The organism is Streptomyces sp. NPDC098789 (assembly GCF_044759975.1).
Classification (GTDB): Bacteria; Actinomycetota; Actinomycetes; order Streptomycetales; family Streptomycetaceae; genus Streptomyces.
Genome location: NZ_JBIWAJ010000006.1, coordinates 325,649 through 343,999 on the forward strand (window position 1 = coordinate 325,649; position 18,351 = coordinate 343,999).

Annotated in this window: 13 protein-coding genes; 4 read left to right on the forward strand and 9 right to left on the reverse strand. The window is 74.2% G+C overall.

Annotated elements, in window-relative coordinates; translation table 11 throughout:
• Positions 1-51: 51 nt before the first annotated feature.
• Positions 52-1,626 carry a CocE/NonD family hydrolase gene (locus ACIQWR_RS16105; RefSeq protein WP_404009223.1) on the forward strand — a complete coding sequence of 525 codons (1,575 nt, stop codon included), beginning with the start codon at positions 52-54 and terminating at the stop codon, positions 1,624-1,626.
• On the opposite strand, the gene ACIQWR_RS16110 is transcribed toward ACIQWR_RS16105, so the two are convergent.
• The 9 genes from ACIQWR_RS16110 to ACIQWR_RS16150 all read right to left on the reverse strand — a co-directional run bounded on the left by ACIQWR_RS16110 (position 1,594) and on the right by ACIQWR_RS16150 (position 13,342).
• Complete coding sequence (locus ACIQWR_RS16110) at positions 1,594-2,676, reverse strand: glycosyltransferase (protein WP_404009226.1); 1,083 nt, start codon at positions 2,674-2,676, stop codon at positions 1,594-1,596. The two genes, ACIQWR_RS16105 and ACIQWR_RS16110, sit on opposite strands and share 33 nt — an antisense overlap.
• A 128-nt stretch (positions 2,677-2,804) precedes the next feature.
• Entirely contained in the window at positions 2,805-4,037 is a 1,233-nt protein-coding gene (locus ACIQWR_RS16115; protein ID WP_404009229.1) for an acetyl-CoA carboxylase biotin carboxylase subunit family protein, read from the reverse strand.
• A complete protein-coding gene (locus tag ACIQWR_RS16120) occupies positions 4,030-4,740 on the reverse strand; it encodes a PIG-L deacetylase family protein (RefSeq protein WP_404009232.1) in 711 nt (236 codons plus the stop codon). The genes ACIQWR_RS16115 and ACIQWR_RS16120 overlap by 8 nt, the downstream gene beginning before the upstream one ends.
• Entirely contained in the window at positions 4,737-6,785 is a 2,049-nt protein-coding gene (locus ACIQWR_RS16125; RefSeq protein ID WP_404009235.1) for an NAD-dependent epimerase/dehydratase family protein, read from the reverse strand. Before ACIQWR_RS16125 ends, ACIQWR_RS16120 begins: the two co-directional genes overlap by 4 nt.
• Before the next feature lie 135 nt (positions 6,786-6,920).
• Positions 6,921-7,706, reverse strand: coding sequence for a hypothetical protein (locus tag ACIQWR_RS16130; RefSeq protein WP_404009238.1), 786 nt, complete (start codon positions 7,704-7,706; stop codon positions 6,921-6,923).
• Positions 7,707-7,712: 6 nt separating this feature from the next.
• A complete protein-coding gene (gene vioC / locus ACIQWR_RS16135; RefSeq protein ID WP_404009241.1) occupies positions 7,713-8,747 on the reverse strand; it encodes an arginine beta-hydroxylase, Fe(II)/alpha-ketoglutarate-dependent in 1,035 nt (344 codons plus the stop codon).
• A gap of 172 nt (positions 8,748-8,919) precedes the next feature.
• Positions 8,920-10,827, reverse strand: a complete 1,908-nt coding sequence (locus ACIQWR_RS16140; RefSeq protein WP_404009243.1) for a non-ribosomal peptide synthetase — start codon at positions 10,825-10,827, stop codon at positions 8,920-8,922.
• Complete coding sequence (gene vioD, locus ACIQWR_RS16145; protein WP_404009246.1) at positions 10,824-11,948, reverse strand: capreomycidine synthase; 1,125 nt, start codon at positions 11,946-11,948, stop codon at positions 10,824-10,826. The genes ACIQWR_RS16140 and vioD overlap by 4 nt, the downstream gene beginning before the upstream one ends.
• Positions 11,949-12,022: 74 nt before the next feature.
• Positions 12,023-13,342 (reverse strand): KamA family radical SAM protein, encoded by a 1,320-nt coding sequence (locus ACIQWR_RS16150; protein ID WP_404009396.1) that lies wholly within the window; start codon positions 13,340-13,342, stop codon positions 12,023-12,025.
• Positions 13,343-14,009: 667 nt separating this feature from the next.
• On the opposite strand from ACIQWR_RS16150, the gene ACIQWR_RS16155 reads away from it, so the two are divergent.
• From ACIQWR_RS16155 to ACIQWR_RS16165, 3 genes are all read left to right on the forward strand, one after another.
• Positions 14,010-14,546, forward strand: a complete 537-nt coding sequence (locus ACIQWR_RS16155; protein WP_404009249.1) for an XRE family transcriptional regulator — start codon at positions 14,010-14,012, stop codon at positions 14,544-14,546.
• A 68-nt stretch (positions 14,547-14,614) separates the two neighbouring features.
• Positions 14,615-16,348, forward strand: coding sequence for a carbamoyltransferase (locus ACIQWR_RS16160; protein ID WP_404009251.1), 1,734 nt, complete (start codon positions 14,615-14,617; stop codon positions 16,346-16,348).
• Positions 16,345-18,276: a condensation domain-containing protein gene (locus tag ACIQWR_RS16165; RefSeq protein WP_404009253.1), complete on the forward strand. Its 1,932-nt coding sequence runs from the start codon at positions 16,345-16,347 to the stop codon at positions 18,274-18,276. The genes ACIQWR_RS16160 and ACIQWR_RS16165 overlap by 4 nt, the downstream gene beginning before the upstream one ends.
• Positions 18,277-18,351 lie beyond the last annotated feature (75 nt).

Sequence of the window (18,351 nt, forward strand, 5' to 3'; positions counted from 1 at the left end):
GTCCTCGTCCTGTTGGAATATGAGCGGGTGCGAATATCGATAGAACACGACGTGAAAATACCCCTGCGGGACGGCACGTTATCGAGCGCCGACCTCTACCTCCCCGAATCGGCCGGCCCGGTCCCGGTCCTGATCCGCCGGACCCCCTACGGGAAATCCGGAGCACCCGGCGGCGCCTCCGTCGACGGGCTGCGCCTGGTGCGCTGCGGCTACGCGCTCCTGGTGCAGGACGTGCGCGGCCGGTTCGACTCCGGGGGCGCCTTCGAGCCGTACTGGAACGAGGCGGCGGACGGCGCGGACACCGTGGCCTGGGCGGTCGACCAGCCGTGGTGCGACGGCACCGCCGGGCTGTTCGGCCGCTCGTACGAGGCGATGGCGGCGCTGCTCGCGGCCGGCGAACGCCCGCCCGGCCTGGGCGCGGTCGTCCCGCACGTCGCCGGCTCCGGCTTCGACGAGGGCTGGACCCGCCAGGGCGGCGCCTTCCAGCTGGGGTTCCTCCTCTACTGGGTGCTGTACGACCTGCTGCTCGACGGAGCCGGTCTGGCGGCGGCCGACCTCGCCGAGGTGGCCGGGGCCGTGGACCGGATCGACGAGCTGTACCGCGACCCGGAGGCCGCCGCGGAGCTGCTGGACCGGCTGGCTCCGTACTGGCGGCAGTGGCGCGAGCACCCCGGCGGCGACCCGTACTGGCGGCGCGCCGCCCCCCGTGACGCGTACGCGGCGATCGAGATCCCCGCACTGCACCTGACGGGCTGGTACGACATTTTCCTGAACGGCGCCCTGGAGAATTACCGGGGAATTCGAGAATTCGGCGCGAATTCCCGACTGGTGGTCGGCCCGTGGTCCCACTGCGTGACCGACGGGATTTTCCCGCAGCGCCGCTACGGATTGGCCGCGGACGAAAGCCGGCTCGATGTCACCGGCCTCCACCTGGAGCATTTCGACCGGCACCTGCGGGGCCGGGGCGGCGCACCCGAACCGGAGCCCGTGCGGCTCTTCGTGACCGGCGCCGACGCGTGGCGCACCTTCCCCGACTGGCCGGTCCCGGGCACCGAGGACCTCGTCCTGCACCTCGCCGGCCGGACCCTGCGGCCGGGTCCCGCGCCGGTCCGCGCCGGCGCCGACCCGCTGCGCCACGATCCGGCCGACCCGGTGCCGACCACCGGCGGGGCGACCGCGCTGCCCGGTCAGTTCACCGGCGGCGACTGCGGGCCGCTGGACCAGCGGGAGGTGGAGCGGCGCGCCGACGTGCTGTGCTTCACCGGCGAGCCGCTCACCGCCGCGCTGACCGTGCTCGGGGACACGGTGTTGACCGTGTACGTCACCCCGGACGCCGCGGGGGCGGACGTGACGGGCAAGCTCGTCGACGTCCACCCGGGCGGCCGGGCCGAGCTGTTGTGCGACGGCATCCGGCGGCTGGATCCGGCGGGGAGCGGGGCGGTCGAGGTCACCGTGCGGTTGGGAGCCGTCGGGCACGTGTTCCGTCCGGGGCACCGCGTCCGCGTCGAGGTCGCGGCCAGCAACGCGCCGCGCTTCGACGTGCATCCGCCGGTCCCCGCGCACCACACCGTCCACCACGGCGGTGACCTGCCCTCACGCCTGCTGCTGCCGCGCCTCGCCGACTGACGGCGCGGCGGTGCCCGGGCCGGCGGCATCGGGGTGGAAGACCGACAGGTCGGCCACCTTCTCGATCCGCCGGCCCGCCTCCCAGTGCGCCCGCCGCAGGCGCCTGGCCTGGGCGCCGGTCAGCTTGGTGCTGTGCTGCGGGATCGACATCACCAGCCGGGCCCGCTTGGCCGCCGCCGGGTAGCGGTCGCGCACCTGGTAGGGGTCGTTGAGCAGGTGGTGCGCGGTGCCGACGTGGAAGGCCGCCTTCAGCAGGGCGTAGTAGGCGGCCGCGCCGACACCCTTGTCCCTGGCGCAGTGCACCAGCGTCCGCGATGCCTCGAAGAGCCGCCACACGACGGGCACGGCCGGCGTGGTGAAGACGCCGGTCTCCTGCGCGATGCCCTCGCCGACGCCGTAGCGGAAGTAGCTGCGCATGTTGGCGAAGCCGTGCTGGGCGTCGTGGAAGATGCGCGCCTGCGGCAGGTACACCACGGGGATCCCCGCCAGCTGGAGCCGGAAGTCGAACTCCCGGTCCTCGCACCAGTGGATGAGCTCGTCGAAGTGGTAGCCGCCGATGTGGTCGACGATGTCGCGGTTGTAGATCAGCGGCGGGGACAGCGCGCTGACGTAGTCCCCCTCATCGAACTCGCGCACCCGGGCGGTCAGTTGACTGAGGGTGCCGTCCGACTCCCCGTACACGACCTGCCCCTTGACCACCGGGTCGGTGAGCACCGCGCGGACCATGTCGCGGACGACGCCCGGGGCGAAGGTGCAGTCGGAGTCCATCAGCAGCAGGTACTGGCGGTCGGTGGCGGCCGCACCCGCGTTGTAGGCGGCGCCGAGGTTGCCGACGTCCTCGATCTCGGTGACCGTCAGCGGCCGGGGGTGTTCGGCGATGAGCTTCAGCACCGCTTCGCTGGGACCGTTGAGCGCGAGGACGATCTCCACATCCTCGTCGATCGAGGCGATGCAGTCGGCGATCCGCAGGTCGTCGCGCAGGGCGATGATCACGCTGGTCCGGGCGATGCCCTTGTCGACCGCGCCCTCGTCCACCGGGTCGGTGGTCATCCCGTTCTCCCTTGTCTCGGTCGTGCCGTGCTTCGTGGTGCCGTTCTCTTTCGTGCCGTGCTGTGTCGTGCCGTGCTGTGTCGTGCCGCGCTGCGTCGCGTCGTGCTGCGTCGTGTCGTACCGGTGCATCAGGCAGCCGGGGCCTTCAGGCGCAGGGGCAGGGCGCGCAGGGCCCGTTCCGCGACTGCCTCGGCCTCGGCCGGCCCCTCCGCGTGGGCGATCACCCCGGCCAGGACGTCGGCGCCGCCCCGGTAGGACGGCAGCACGGTGCCGGGGGCCAGGTCGAGGCCCCAGAACACGTCGTGCACCCCGGCCCGGCGGGCGACGTCGCGCGGGTTGCCGGCCCACTCGACCACGCCCCCGTCCGCCGGCAGGAACCGCTGGACCACGGCCCTGCTGTGCCGGGGCTCCAGTTCGGTGAGGTCCAGGGGCCGGCCGAGGGCGAGGCGGACCACGTTGGGCAGCGGGTCCACACCGGTCGCCAGCCGCATCACCTCGGTGGCGATCCGGGCACCCGTCAGTCGGGCGGTGATCTCCAGTAGGACGACCCGGCCGTCACGGGTGCGCAGGATGTCGGTGTTGATCACCGCCGGGTCCAGCCGCAGGGCGCGCGCGCCGCGCCGGACCGTGTCGGTGACCTCCTCGATCTGCTCGGTGCTCAGCAGGCTGGGCAGGGTGTCACCGCCCTCGAAGAAGTGCGGGGCGAACTCCTCCTTGCGTCCGTACTCGCGGTCCGCGAAGCCGAACCGGTGCAGTTCCCCGTCGACCATGAACGCGGCGAGGGTGTGCTCGGTGCCCTCCAGGAACTCCTCGATCACGATGCGGCCGCCCGGGCTGAGCCGCAGCGCCTCCTCGGCCAGGGGCCGCACCCGGTCGGCGCGGTCCACCTTCAGCACGCCCAGCGAACCGGTCTGGTCGCTGGGCTTGATGACCGCGGGCAGGCCGATGTCCGCGACGGCCCGCACCGCCTCGGCAACGCTCCCGGCGGTCGTGAACCGGGGCAGGTCCAGCCCGGCCGCGCGCAGGATCGCCAGCCGCCGGTCCTTGAGCGTGCAGTCGAGCGCGGTCTCCAGGGGCAGCCCCGGGCAGCCGAAGCGCCGCGCGAGGGTGCTGATCACCGGCGGGTTGTCGGCGCCCAGCGAGAACACCCCGTCGATCCGGTCGACGCCCGCCGCCGACAGCTCGGCGAGGACGGCGACGGCGTCGTTCGGGTCGCAGACCAACAGCACGTCCGCCGCGGCCCGGACCCGCTCGGTCGGCCGGTCGGTGACCACGACGAGCGTGCGCCGCGGGGAGCGCAGTTCGGTGAGCGAGCGGTCCATGCCGGAGCCGATCCCGCACACCAGGAGGTGGTCAGTCACGACCGCCCCCCGTCGCGCCGGGCGCTCCCCCATGGCCTCCGGTCAGGCTGAGCACCTGGAACACCTCCGCGTGCCCGGAGCCGGTCGTGACGGCGCCCCGGTAGCGGGCCAGGCCCCGGATGCCCTCGTCCCAGGCCGCGTGGCGCAGTTGGGAGACGTACGCCCGCATCGCCTCGACCTTGGTCTCGATCTGGCCGTCGATGTCCTCGGCGTACTGGAAGCGGGCCATCGGCGCCCACACCTCGTAGCCGAGCACCAGCCGGGGGGCGGGCATCGGCTGCGCGCCCGCCTCCTGGAAGAACTCCGACTGCGCCATCCACAGTGCCTCGGTGGTCAGTTGGTGGACCATGCGGTGCTCGACGTCGTCGTCGTTGTCGTGCGGCAGGTAGACCACCTGGGGGCGCACCTCGCGCAGTACGCGCACCAGGTCGAGGTGGACCCGCCGGCTCGGCTGGAAGTCCCGCGAGGGCTCGTCGAGCCGGATGCAGCGGTGGACACCGAGCGCCTTGGCGGCGGCCTCCGTCTCGGCGGCGAACTCGGCGTCGGTGACGGCGTCGTCGAGCGCGCTGCGCTCGCGGCCGATGACGATGACGACGCTCACCCGGGCGCCGTCGCGGACGTGCTTGGCGATCGATCCCCCGCAGCCGATGACGTCGTCGTCGGGGTGCGGGGCGACGACGAGGACGTCGGTGACGGCGCTCATGCCCCGGCCCCCGGCAGCTCGCCGGCCCAGCCGGCCCACTGGCCGGTCAGTGCGATGCCGTCGGCGAAGGGGACCCGGGCCGTGAAGCCGAGCACCCGGCGGGCCTTGGCGTGGTCGGCGCGGGCGGTGGAGCGGTAGAGGTCCAGCTCCCACTCCTGGACCGGCTCCCCCGCCTCGGTGGCGGCCGGGTCGCCCGGGCCCCGCAGGGCGCGGATCGCGTCGAAGAAGGTGCCCCAGCCGAGCTCTTCGGCGTGGCCGACGAGGAAGCGTTCGCCGGCCGCGGCCGCGGTGTCCACGGCGAGGAGCACGGCGTCGGCCAGGTCGTCCACGTACACGGCGTTGCAGGCGCCCGCGCCCGCGCCGGCCGGAAGCTGCGCGAAGTCGCTCTCGGCGCGGCGCAGTTGGGCGGTGGTCCACTGGCCGCCCCACGGCCCGTAGACCACTCCGGGCTGGAGCACCACGGTCTCCGGTCCGCCGTCGCGGGCGTGGGCGTCGAGTACGAGCCGCTCGGCGGCGAGCTTCTGCTGCTCGTACTCGCGGTCCTCGGCGGCGGCCGGCCGCGCCGGGGACTCCTCGGTCAGCGCGCCGGCGACGGCCGGGTCGTAGACGTCGATGGTGCTGAGGTGCACCACGCGGCGCACGCCGGCGGCGCGGGCGGCGGCCAGGACGTTCGCGGTGCCTTCGACGGAGGCGGCCCAGCGTCCGTCCTCGTCGCCGGAGCTGCCGAAGGCGCAGTGCACGACGGTGTCGCAGCCCTCGAAGGCCGCGCGCAGCGAGTCGGTGTCCAGCAGGTCCCCCTGCTGGAAGGCGATCCGGTCCTGCGGCAGCACGGAGAGCCGGGCCGCCCGGCCGAAGCCCCGGACGACCGGCCGGATCCGGGCCTCGGTGCCGAGGGCGAGCCGCTCCACGATCCGGCCGCCGATGAAGCCGCTGGCTCCGGTGACCGCGACGGTGTGCCCGGCGAGCGACGGGAGGCCGGCGCCGGCCGCGTCCCCCTCGCCCGCGGCCCGTGTGGTCCAGGGCTGGGCGGACTGCTCGCGGGCGGGGCCGCCGTAGCACTCCTGGATCAGCTCGACGACGCGCACGCCGTCCTCGGGGGTGGAGTGGGCGGGGGCGGCCCCGCGGACCGCCGCGGCGAAGTTGCCGAGCTGCTCGGTGAAGAGCAGCTCCCATTCGTCCTGGGCGGGGGCGACCGCGTCCACGTCGCCGCGGTGCAGCACCTCGCCGTCGGCGGTGGTCAGGACGCACTCCCCCGCCGGGAAGTCGGTGCCGATGCTGACGGACGCCTTGGTTCCGGTGACCTTGCAGGAGATGCCGAGGTCACGGAGCCGGCTGAAGTCGCAGTGCACGTCGACGGAGCCGAAGCGCAGGTGGGCGGTGGCGTCGGTCTCCACCCCGCCGAGCGAGTTGTCCTCGGCCCGGACGACCCGCACCTCGGGGCCGAGCCACCACAGCAGCGTGTCGAAGACGTGCGAGGCGGTGTCGGTGAGCACCCCGCCTCCGGCCAGGCGCCGGTCGAACATCGACCAGGAGACCGGCTCGTGGGCGTAGGGGTGGCCCTCCGACCAGTCGACGCGCAGCACGTCACCGAGGTCGCCGCCGTCGATCAGTCGCTTGACCCAGGCGTAGGCGGGGAAGAGGCGCCGCGGGTGGGCCATGGCCAGCACGGGGGCGCCGTCGGCGGCCGCGGTCGCGGCCAGCCGCCGGGCGTCCTCGGTCGAGGTGGTCATCGGCTTCTCCAGCAGTACGTGCTTGCCCGCGGCCAGCAGCGCCTCGACGATCGGCGTGTGCAGGGTGTGCGGGGCGACCACCACGGCGGCGTCGAAGGCCTCGGCGACCTCGGCCGCGTCGGTGGCGATCACCACCTGGTCGGCGTCGGCACCGCCCAGTTCGCGGTAGAGCGCGAGGGCGGCCTCGGCCTGGCGCGGGTCGCGGTCGACGAGGGCGGTCAGCCGGACGTCTCCCTTGAGCGGGGGCAGGGCGGGCAGGTGGCAGCCGCGGGCGGCGGCGCCGCACCCGACGATCGCGAGGCGTACGGCGGTCATGGTCTCTCCAGGGTTCGTCGGAAGGGGACGTGGGGGGGGGAAGTGGGGAAGGGGAAAGTGGGGGAAGGGGGAAATGCGTGGGGGGTACGGGAGGGGCCGGGGCGGGTCCGGGGGCTCGGGTCCGCCCCGGCCGGCTCACGCCGCGGCGTCGACCGGGTGGTGGACCCACACGTTCGGCTCGGCGTACGTACCGTGGCCGTCGTCGGTGACGCGCAGGGGGACGAGGCCGCCGGGGAGCGGGTGGTCCCCCGGGCCCGGCAGCGGGTACCCGAGGAACTCCGCCCAGCGGTCCACCGGTTGACGGATCACCAGGGACCGCTCCGCGATGCCCAGTTGCCGCGCGCCGAGTTCGAGGTGGGTGCGCAGCCAGGGGTCGAAGCAGCGCCCGTCGGGTCGGCGCCAGGCCGCGTACTCGGCGATCGGAACGAGCGGGTAGCGGGGCTTGCGGGTGGGTCGGACCGGAATGATCACGCCGCGCGGGGCCCGGCCGGCGGCGCGCCGCCGGACCTCGGTGAGCAACCGCTCGGCGTGTCCGGCCGCCCGCTGCGCCGGGTCCACGGAGACCGAGAGCATGCACACCGCGTCGGGCCGCTGCGGCGGCTCCCGGTCCACGGCCTCCACCAGCACCTCGTCGCTGCCGGCGGGCAGCGACGAGGCGAGGCCGTCCCAGCGGACCGGCAGCCCGTTGGCCGCCGCCACCAGGCGCCCGTCCGCGTCCACCAGGCAGAGCTGGTGGGCGGGGTAGCGGTCGTACATGCCGTGCCAGCGCCAGTTGCCGGGGGACTCCCAGCTCATGAACTCCGGCATGTTCGCGCCGATCAGGGCGTCCACCTCGGGCAACAGCCAAGGGTCCCGGGACAGATCGGTCAGGGTGAGGGTGGACGGAGCGGCGGAGAGGGGGGCCGGGGTGGGGGCGGACACTGCGCCTCAGCCCAGCAGCCGGGTCTCGGCCGTGGCCCGCATCTCGCGGGAGCGCCGCAGGTCGGCGGTGACGCACACCCGCTTCAGCCAGCGGTCGGTGCCGTCGTAGCGGGCCCGGAAGGGGAGTCGGCCGTGCACGGCGCGGTGGTTGTCGATGAAGAGCACGTCGCCCTGGTCGGCGACGACCTCCCGCATGCCGGCGTCCACCACCTTGAACAGCGCGTCGTAGGCGCGCCGGGCGTCGGCGTCGTCCTCCGGTACGGAGGTGAAGTACGGGTCGAGGCGCATGTACGGGTCCTGCCGCGAGCCGTAGAGGAGCGGGCCGAGGGGGCGCTCGTCGATCATCTTCTGGATGGCGGCGAAACGGGCCGCCTCCTCGTCGGAGTCGATCGTGTTGTTCTTCGGCAGGTGCGACTCGTCGGGGGCGATGTAGAACCGGGGCTCGAAGAGGATGTCGACGTCCTCGACGGACAGCGAGGACAGGTCCAACTCGCCGACGGTGGTGGGGACGTGGTCGGGGTTGCGGAGGGCGCCGAGGACGAGGTAGTCGCTGCGGTGGGGGTGGAAGGCGTCCTCGGTGTGCCAGGTCAGCAACTCGGCGCTGCCCATGCCGAGTTGATCGTTCTCGTGCTGGCGGATCGGGAAGATGTCGTGCACCAGGTGGCCGTCCTGCTGGGTGGCCCACCCGAAGGGCTCGCCGAGGAGCGCCGAGTACAGCATCAACAGGAGCTCCTCGGGGAACTCCGGGCCCGGCCGGGTGCGGCCCCGCCAGTGGTCGGGGGTGGGGCCGATGCGCCGCTGGTCGAAGTCGTGCCCTTGGATCACGACGTGGCCGCGACGGTCGGACAGCTGGAACTCCCGCAGGAAGCTCTGGACTCCCTCCGGCAGCCCGGCCGCGAGCCGCGGCAGGTCGTGCAGCAGGGCGGGGTCGCCGAAGGACGGGTAGGCGACGGCCAGTTCGAGGCAGAGCTCCGCGATGGCGGAGGCCTCGTCGGCCGTGAGGGCGTAGCCGGGCGTGGACTGGTCGGTGAGGTTCGACATGCCAACTCTCGCTGAGTGGTCGGGGATGCTTACTGCCCGCGGGCGGCCGGATGAGGGGCCGCGGGCCCTCGGGGTGGTACGGGTACGGGTGCGGGTACGGGTACGACGACCGGACGGCTCCGGTCACGGCGCCGATGCCGCGGCCGGCGCTCGCGCCCGGCCGGTGTCGGCCTCAGCCGGCGGCCAGGGCGGTCAGCAGGCGGGGGGTGGGCGACGCGAAGAGGGCGCTCGCGCGCAGCCCCGTGGCGGCGGGGAAGGACCCGCGCAGCCGGGTGAGCAGCCGCATGGCGAGCAGGGACTGCCCGCCGTGGTCGAAGAAGTTGTCGTCGGGGCCGAGCGCCGGGGCGCCCAGGACCTCGCGGAAGAGCTCCAGGACCGTGCGCAGGGGCTCCTCCACCGCGTCCGGAGCGGCGGCCGGGGTCGGGTGCGCGACCGGGTGCGCGGCCGGGTCCTGGATGCGGGCCGGGTCTTGGATGCGGGCCGGGTCCTGGGCCTGGGCGCGGGCCTGCTCCCGGGCGCGGGCCTGCTCCCGTACCCCGTGCGCCGCCCACGTGGCGAGCAGGCGCTTGTCGATCTTGCCGTGCGGGCTCTTCGGCAGGACCGCGACCCGGTACAGCACCCGCGGCACCGCCCAGTCGGGCAGCTGCGCCTCCAGCGGCGCGAGGAGCGCGTCCCGCTCGGCGCCGGTCAGCCGGACCGCCTCGCCGGGCAGCGGCGCCACCGCCGGGTCGGCGGGCACGGTGAACGCCCACAGGGCCGTCGCGGTCTCCGGGTCCGGGAAGACCACCGCCTGGTCCACCGCCGCCCCCTCGCACAGGGCGCGCTCCACCCGGGCCGGTTCCAGCCGGTGCCCGCGGATCTTCACCTGGTCGTCGACGCGCCCGAGGAAGACCAACTGCCCCTCGGCGTCGATCCGCCCCAGGTCACCGGTCACGTACAGGCGCCCTTCGGCGCCCCGGTCCGGGTCCGGCACGAACCGGCGCGCCGTGGCCGCCTCGTCGTCGAGGAACCCACGGGCCAGCAGCGGGCCGCCGATGTGGATCTCGCCGCTCCCGCCGTCCGGTACCGGTCGGCCGTCGCGGCGGACGCTGATCTCCACGTCCCGCAGCGCCGTGCCCAGCGGCACCTCCTCGGCGTCGGCCGGCAGCAGGCCGGTGTAGAAGGTGGAGCTGACGGTGCACTCGGTGAGCCCGTACACATGGGCCAGGGCCGCGGGCTGCCGGGCCTGCCACGCCCGGTAGGGCCGGGGGTCCATCCGCTCTCCACCGACGACCACGAGGCGCAGGGCGTCCGGGGTCGACGCACCGCTGCCGTCGAGCCAGCGGGCGTACTCCAGCCAGTACTGGGTGGAGAGTTCGACCACGGTGGTCCCGGTACGGGCCATGGCGGTGTGGAGCTCCTCGGCGTCCAGCGCCCCCGTGTCGGCCCGGCACACGACGGCCGCGCCCGCGGCGAGCGCCGGGAACACCTCCTCGATCAGGACGTCGAAGCCGAGTGAGGCCACCTGGAGCCACCGGTCGCCCGGGGTCAGCTCCAGCCGCTCGGCGACGGCGCCGGCGAAGCGGCCGAGGGCGTCGCGTTCGACCACGGTCCCCTTGGGCCGGCCGGTGGAGCCGGAGGTGAACAGGACGTACGCCATGTCCGCGCCGGTGGCCGCGGCCGCCGGCCGCGCCGGCCCGTACCCGCCGTCCGGTGGCACGTACCCGCCGTCGGCCGGCACGTGCGCGCCGTCCGGGGCGTGCCGGCCGTCGCCGAGCCACACCACCGCGGCGGTCCGGCGGACGAGCTCGGACCGGGCGGCGACCGGGAGCCGGTCGTCCAGGACGGTGAAGCCCGCCCCGGCCTTGAGGGCCGCCAGCATGCCGAGGACGGTACGGGCGGGATCGGTGAAGGCCAGGCCGACCAGGGCGCCGGGCACGGCCCCGCGCCCGACCAGGTCGGCGGCCCACGCGTCGGTGAGCCGGTCCGCGTCCCGGTACGTCAGCACCCGGTCCGGCGTCACCAGGGCGGGCGCGGCGGCGTGCGCGCGGACGGAGCGGTCCCACAGGCCGAGCACGTCGGCTTCGATGGCGGTGCTCACCCCGATGCCCCCCGCGTCCGCAGGAAGCGCGACAGCCCGTCGAGGCCGGCGCGGAAGGACTCCTGGGGACCACCGAAGCCGAGCCGGGCCCCGTGCCGGGAGCCGAAGGCCGTGCCCGGCACCAGCAGCGTGCGGTGGCGGGCGAGCAGCTCCAGGCAGAAGCGCTCCACCTCGCCCGGGCCGGCCGACGCCCGCTCCAGCTCGCGGAAGACGGGCAGCGCGCACACCCCTCCCTCGGGCGGGGTCCAGCGGACCAGCTCCGCGTGCTCGTCCATCCAGTCCGTCAGGTGCGCGAGGTTGGCCCGGGCCTCGGCGGCCCGGGCGCCGATGAGCACGTCGGCGTGGCGCACGGCCCGTTCGGCGACGAGTTCGACGAGCGGGGAGAGGAAGAGGGTGGTGCGGTCGCGCAACGGGAAGGTGGCCGTGAGGAGTTCCTTCGGGGCGATGGCCCAGCCGACCCGCAGCCCGGGCAGCCCGAAGGTCTTGGAGAGCGTGCCGTAGGACACGGTGTTCCCGCCCTCGGCCCCGGGGTCGGGCAGGACGTCCCAGCGGTGGGCGATCTCCGCGGTGGCCGCGTCCCAGACCAGCACGGCCCCGGTGGCGGCGGTCCGCGCGGTCAGTTCCTTCAGGCCGCGCGGGGAGAGCGTGACCCCGCTCGGGTTGTGCGGGAAGTTGACGATGACGGCCGCGGTGCCGGGGGTGACCAGCTCGGCCAGTACGTCCGGGTCGATCTCGCCGTCCCGGACCGAGGCCGCGGGGAGTTCGACGACCTCGCAGCCCGCCGCCCGCGGGTAGTGCCCGAGGGAGTGGTAGATGCCCTCCTGGACGACGACCCGGTCACCGGGGTGCAGCAGCGTGCTCAGGGTGAGCGCGATGGCCTCGCTGGATCCGTGGGTGACGAGCACCCGGTCGGCGTCGCCCCCGGCGTAGCGGTCGGCGATGGCCCGGCGGATGCCCGCGCCGCCCTGCGAGACGCTGTCGTCCATGACGATCTCGTCGAGGTCGGCGGCCGGGATCCGGCACAGGTCGCGGATCTCGGCGAAGGTGTACGGGTGGACACCGCTGGAGCTGATGTCGTGGATGTCGGGGCCCAGGTGCCGGCGGTACCACTCTTCGAGCACTGGGGGGTCTTCATGCCGTGGACGGAGACTGCTCATGGCTGTGCGGGTTTCCCTTCTCTGCCCCTGACGGGTCTCTACCCCTGACGGGATTCGCGCCACCAGCGCTGCCCGGAGAGCGGCAGCGTGTCGATGGGGTCGTAGTACTGGTAGGAACCGCTGTGGGCGTCCGGATCCGCCGCCTCCAGCGGGGTGAGGAAGCTCTTGGTCCAGTGCGAGACGCCGAGGTTGCGGTCGTAGGAATCGACCTGGTCCACCCAGCGCTTGCCTGCCATCGGCACGTCGCACACGATGCGCGGGGTGGCGAAACCCGGTAGGTATCCCATGATCTGACGCTGGATCAACTGAGCCCGGTGCAGCGGGACCCGCCAGTGCTCGGCGTTCGGGATCATGTCGCACATGTAGAAGTAGTACGGCGTGATCCCGGCGTGGTCGATGAGGGCGAAGCACAGGTCGAGCAGCTCGTGCGCGCTGTCGTTGACCCCGCGCATCAACACGCCCTGGTTGCGCACGTCGTGCAGACCCGCTTCGAGCAACGCCCAGGAGGCACGGGCCACTCCGGGCGTGATCTGCTGCGCCGCGTTGGCGTGGGTGTGCAGCGCGAGGCGCACGCCCCGGGACCGGGCCTTGCGGGCGAGGCGCTCGACGCCCGCCAGCACCGGAGGGGAGTTCCAGTGCTGCGGCAGGCCGATGAGGCCCTTGCTGGCGAGCCGGATGTCGCGGATCGCCTCGATGTCGAGCAGGCCGTCGACGAAGCGTTCCAGTCGCGGCCAGGGCATGTTGGCCAGGTCGCCGCCGGAGACGACCACGTCGCGGATGCCCGGAGCGGAGCGCAGGTGGGCCAGGATCCGCTCGGCCCGGTCGACCGGCTTGAGCTGCAGCTTGCTCTTGGCGACCTGCGGGGTCGAGTTCCCGACGAGGTCCATGCGCGTGCAGTGCCCGCAGTACTGGGGGCAGGTGGAGAGCAGCTCCGCGAGCACCTTGGTGGGGTAGCGGTGCGTGAGCCCCTCCACCACCCACATGTCCTGCTCGTGCAGGGAGTCGCGGCTGGCCATGGGGTGCGAGGGCCAGTCCGGGTGCCGGTCGGAGAACACCGGCAGCATGTAGCGGCGCACCGGGTCGTCGTAGAAGGCCTTGGTCAGTTCGCCCGGCCGGGCGGCGGGCGCCTCCGGGGCCATCGTGTTGACCATCTGGGGCGGCAGCAGCACCGACATGGTCGCGCGGTGCAGCCGGTCCTGCTCCCAGTCCTCGTAGAAGCGCTCGTCGAGCAGGTCTCCGACGACGGCGCGCAGTCCCTTCGCGTCCTTCACGCAGTGGGCGCGCTGCCACTGCGGGTCCGCCCACTCGGCCCCGGTGACATCGCGCCACCCGGGGAAGCGCCGCCAGTCCGGCTCCACGAGCGGACGGCTGCGGTACTCGTAGACGCCCTGGAGCGCCGCTGACCCGGTCCGGCCGTGTACGGCCGGCTCCTTCTGGCCGCGTGCCTTCGTCACCAACCCGCCACCCCTTCCCGTCGGTTCGCCACCATCAGCCGAAGTCGCTCCTCGCTCGTCGGTCGCTCCTCGCTCGACACGAACCGATCTTGCAGAGCAGCGCGGTTGTACACGAGGCCCGGTTGTACGGGGCGCAGCCCGGGTGCAACCCTGTACAACCCGGTGGCGTGCGGCGGGAAGCGGAGGCCGTCGCCGGACGTTGGGGCCGATGTACGGGGCGGCGCGTCGAACGAGGTGTCGAAATCGGACGACCCGCGCCGGAAGTGGCTGAATACCTCAGATGATGACTTGATCGATATGTCACCGGCATGTACCAATGTCCGAGAGATCCGGTGCGGAGTTCCTCCTGTCGCCTCCGGGACCTCGGACTGGTTGTACCGCCGGGCCGTACCCCGCAGATCGCGTTGTACGGCTCGACGGAGCGTGCGTTCCGTTCGCCACAATCGATCACCAGGGGAGAAGAATGCCCAGGCCAGAACGGTTACTGGACCCCAACGCGGGCCCACTGGAGAGTTTCGCGCACGCATTGCGCTGTCTGCGGAAGCAGGCCGGCAGCCCCTCTTACCGGGTCATGTCGAAACGCGCCCACTACTCGGTGGCGACCCTCTCCGAAGCCGCGCGCGGACTGCACCGGCCCTCCCTGAAGGTGACCCTCGCCTACGTGGCCGCCTGCGGCGGTGATCCGGAGACGTGGACGCGCCGCTGGTACGCGCTCGGACGCGACCAGGAAGGCGTCGGCGCCCACGCGCGCGGCCAGCCCGAACGCACGGGACTCGTGCCCGCACAACCGGGGGCCGAACGGCGCGGCGGCGAAGGGCGTAGCGGTGAGGACCGCGGTGGCGAGGGCCGTATCGGCCACGGCCGCGGCGGCGAAGGGCTCATCGCCGGCGGCCGCGCCGGCAGGCGGCGTACGGACGCGGACGCGCTGGCCGCGGACGCGCTGACCGCCGACGAACGGGCCGAACTGGCCAGTCTGCGCAGCGAGGTCGAGGAGCTGCGGCACACCAACGAGGTCCTCAAGGCGGCCTCCGCGATCTTCGCCGCGGATCTCCGCACAACCTCACAGGTCGTGTACAACTCGGCGGCCCGACAAGATCGGTTGGCGTAACCGGACGCCGTACGGCCTGGGGCCCGAGGCGGAACCGGAGGAGCCCGACCGACCTTTGGGGACTGACCATGCGTGTGCTCGGAGTCAACGGCTGGCCCGGGGCCAGCCACGACGGTGCTGCCTGCCTCGTCGTGGACGGCGACGTCATCGCCCTGGCCGAGGAGGAACGCTTCACCCGTAACAAGCACGCCTACGGGGAAGCACCGCTCAACGCGGCCGCCTACTGCCTCGCGGAGGGCGGTCTCACCCTGGACGACATCGACGTCGTCGCCCACGGGTGGGACCTGCCCACGCTGTTCGCGGACCGCGATCTGGAGTGGTTCGGCAGCGACGCCGACGCCCTGGAACACCTGCTGCCCAAGGCCCTGTTCCCGCGCTCCCGCGACCCCCGGCTGACCTTCGTCAACCACCACGTCGCGCACGCCGCCAGCGCCTACCACCTCTCGGGGCGCGACCGCGGCGCGATCCTGGTCCTGGACGGCCAGGGCGAGAACGAGAGCACCACCCTCGCCGTCGGCATCGACGGCGAGATCAAGACCCTGCGCGCCCACACCCCCGGCTGGTCGCTCGGCTACTTCTACGCCGCCGTCTGCGAGTACGCCGGCCTCGGCTCCGACAACGCCGGCAAGATGATGGGCCTGGCCTCCTACGGCACCCCCGGCGACCTCACCTTCGGCGGCGCGTTCGACTTCACCGACGAGGACTTCACCATCGGCGTCGTCCCGCCCGACCTGCGTTCGCGGGGCACCACGGACGAGGAGACCGCCACCATCCGGCACTGGCTGGAGCACCTGGAGAAGGCCCTGCCCGAGGCCCCCAACCGCTCCGTGCGCCGCTTCGACGCCCGCGCCGGGCGCTTCGCGCGGGCCACCGACCGGGACCCCTTCGAGTACCGCGACCTCGCGGCCACCGCGCAGGCGGCGCTGGAGCGGGCGGTGCTCGGCCTGGTCCGCGGACTGCTCCGGGAGACCGGCGAGACGACCCTGCTGATCGCGGGCGGCGTCGGCTTCAACGCCACCCTCAACGGCAAGATCATGCGCATGCCCGAGGTCCAGGACCTCTTCGTGCAGCCCCTCGCCGGCGACCAGGGCGTCTCGCTCGGCGCCGCGGTCTGGGTGGCCGCGCAGGAGGGCGACCGCATCCAGCCCATGACCGGGACCGTGGCCTGGGGCCCGCAGTGGAGCCCCGACGAGATCCGCCGCGTCCTCGACGCCTCCGGAACCGCCTACACCGAGCCCGCGGACATCGCCGCCGCCACCGCCGGGGTGCTCGCCTCGGGCGGGGTCTCCGGCTGGTTCCAGGGCCGCGCCGAGAGCGGACCCCGCGCCCTGGGCCACCGCAGTCTGGTCGCGGTGCCCTCGCCCGAGTCCACCCGTGACCGGGTCAACGTCCGCATCAAGGACCGCGAGGCGTGGCGCCCGTTCGCCCCGAGCATGCAGCAGGAGGCCGCCGAGGCCCTCATCGGCACGGCGACCCCGCTGCCGTACATGATCGTCACGACGCCGGTCACCGAGGCCGGCGCCGCGGCCATGCCGGCCGTCGTCCACAGCGACCGCACCACGCGACCGCAGACGGTGTCGGCCGCCGTCGACCCGCTCTACCACCGGCTCATCGGTGCGGTCGGCGGGCACACGGGCACCCCGGTCGTCATGAACACCTCCTTCAACGGCCGTGACGAGCCGGTGGTGTGCAGCCCCGCCGACGCCCTCGCCACCTTCCACCGACTGCCGCTGGACGCGCTCGCCCTGGGCCCCTTCCTCGTACGCCGCCCCGCGGGCACCCTCGGGGAGGCCGGCGCGTGACGGCTCCGGCGGACGGGTCCGCCGTCGTGGCGGGCGGCGCGGTGGGCGGTTCGGTGGGCGGTGCCGTGACGGGCGTGGTGACCGGCGTGGCCGAGGTCGCCCCGGGTACGGGTGCGGCGGCCGCGGGTGGCGCGGTGGACGCGGATGCCCGCGCAGCCGCCGGGGAGGTGTTCGTCCGGCTCGCGGAGTGGATCGCGGAGGTGGTGCTCACCGCCGGTCCGGGCCAGGAGCCGGCCCGGGGGCAGGGAGCGGACCTGGAACCCGGCGCGCCGCTGCGCGACCTCGGGGTGGACTCCCTCGACCTGATCCGCCTCGCCCGCCGCATCGAGTCCTCCTTCGGCGTGCGGACGCAGCTGCGGGAGCTGTTCGACCCGGAGCTCACGACCCGGAGCCTCGCGGCCCTGGTCACCGAGCGGGCCGCCCGCCGCGGCGCCGGCACCGAGGCCCCCGCGCCCGGCGGCGCGCACGGCCCGGTCCTGCTGGCCCCGCCCCAGGAAACGGCCTGGGAGGAGCAGGGCGCGGACCGCGCCCACTGGAACCAGGCCATGCTCTTCACCACCCGGCCCGACGTCGACCCCGCGCTCTTCGCCGAGGCGGTACGACGGCTCGTCGCCGGCCACGCGTCGCTCCGCCTCGCCGTCGAACAACGGCCCGCCCGGCGCCCCTTCCAGCACACCTCGGCCCTGGTGACCGACGGCCCGCCCGAAGCGGCCCTCGGCGACGCGCTGGACACCGTCGACATCAGCGAACTCGACGACCCCGCGCGCGCCGACGCGATCACCCTGCGGTGCTCGGTCGAGCAGCGCTCGCTGGACCCGCGGGCCGGGCGGGTCGTCCGGTTCGTGCGCTTCGACGCGGGGCCGGGCCGCCCGGGCCGCCTGCTGATCGTGGTACACCAGCTCGCGATCGACATGGTGTCGTGGTCCGTCCTCCTCGCCGACCTGGAGGAGGTGTACACCGCCCTCGAAGCGGGCCGCCAGGACGTGTGGCCGACGGAGGACACCTCGTACCCGCAGTGGTCCCAGGCGCTGGCGGCCCACGCCCGCACCCCCGAAGCGGAGGCCGAGGCCGAATGGTGGACCGAGGTGGCCCGTACCCCGGCCGCGCTGCCCCTCGACCGACCGGCGGCCGACCGGCGACGGACCGGCCACCCGGCGACCGACCTCCCGGCTCCCCCGGACCCCGGGGCCGGCCCGCGGGCCGCGAACACCGCGGCCACGGCAGCCACGCACCTGGAGGAGTTCTCCGCGGACCTCACCGCGCGCCTCCACGCGGCCGCCCGCGCCCACCGCGCCCATCCCGGTGACCTGGTCCTGCACGCCCTCGGCGAGACCCTGGCCGAGCTGCTCGGCGAGGCCGCCGTCCGGGTCGACGTACTGCGCCACGGCCGCGAGGAGAGCATCGGGGACGTCCAACTGGCCCGCACCACCGGCTGGTTCACCACCACCGTGCCGGTCCGCCTCGACCTCGCTCCGGGCACCCCGGCCGAGCGCCTCGCGCGGACGGTGGGCCACCTCGCGGCGCTGCCCGGCGGCGGGGTCGGCCACGGCGCGCTCTCCCGGCACGGCCGACCGCGGACCGCCGCCGCGCTGCGGTCCGCGCCGCCCAGCGACGTCTCCTTCGACTTCGAGGGCGACGACGCCGACTCCCTGCCCCTGGGAACCCTGCTGCCCGGACCGGCACCCGAACCGGTCGGCGACATCACGGCCCCGCACTGGGTCCGGCCGCACCTGATCGAGGTGATCGCCACGACCGACGACGCGACGCTGCGCGTCGAATGGTGGTACTCCACCGCCCTGCACGAGGAGGCCACGGTCCGCGCGCTCGCCGCCCGTCACCGGGCCGACCTCACCGCACTGCTCGGCGCGCCCCTCGACACCGCCGCGGGCCCCGCGGCCGACGCCCCCGCACCGGAGCCGCCCCGCTGAACGCGCCGGAGCCGCCCCGCCGAACCGCTGCTGCACCGCCGCTGAACCGCCGCCGGACGGACAAGAGAAGACGCC

What these genes read in the sequence shown, in the direction of transcription:
- ACIQWR_RS16160 (WP_404009251.1), top strand. Translation starts at nt 14,615, where the DNA reads ATGCGTGTGCTCGGAGTCAACGGCTGGCCCGGGGCCAGCCACGACGGT.
- vioC (WP_404009241.1), bottom strand. Translation starts at nt 8,747, where the DNA reads ATGTCGAACCTCACCGACCAGTCCACGCCCGGCTACGCCCTCACGGCC.
- ACIQWR_RS16155 (WP_404009249.1), top strand. Translation starts at nt 14,010, where the DNA reads ATGTCGAAACGCGCCCACTACTCGGTGGCGACCCTCTCCGAAGCCGCG.
- ACIQWR_RS16120 (WP_404009232.1), bottom strand. Translation starts at nt 4,740, where the DNA reads ATGAGCGCCGTCACCGACGTCCTCGTCGTCGCCCCGCACCCCGACGAC.
- ACIQWR_RS16125 (WP_404009235.1), bottom strand. Translation starts at nt 6,785, where the DNA reads ATGACCGCCGTACGCCTCGCGATCGTCGGGTGCGGCGCCGCCGCCCGC.
- ACIQWR_RS16110 (WP_404009226.1), bottom strand. Translation starts at nt 2,676, where the DNA reads ATGACCACCGACCCGGTGGACGAGGGCGCGGTCGACAAGGGCATCGCC.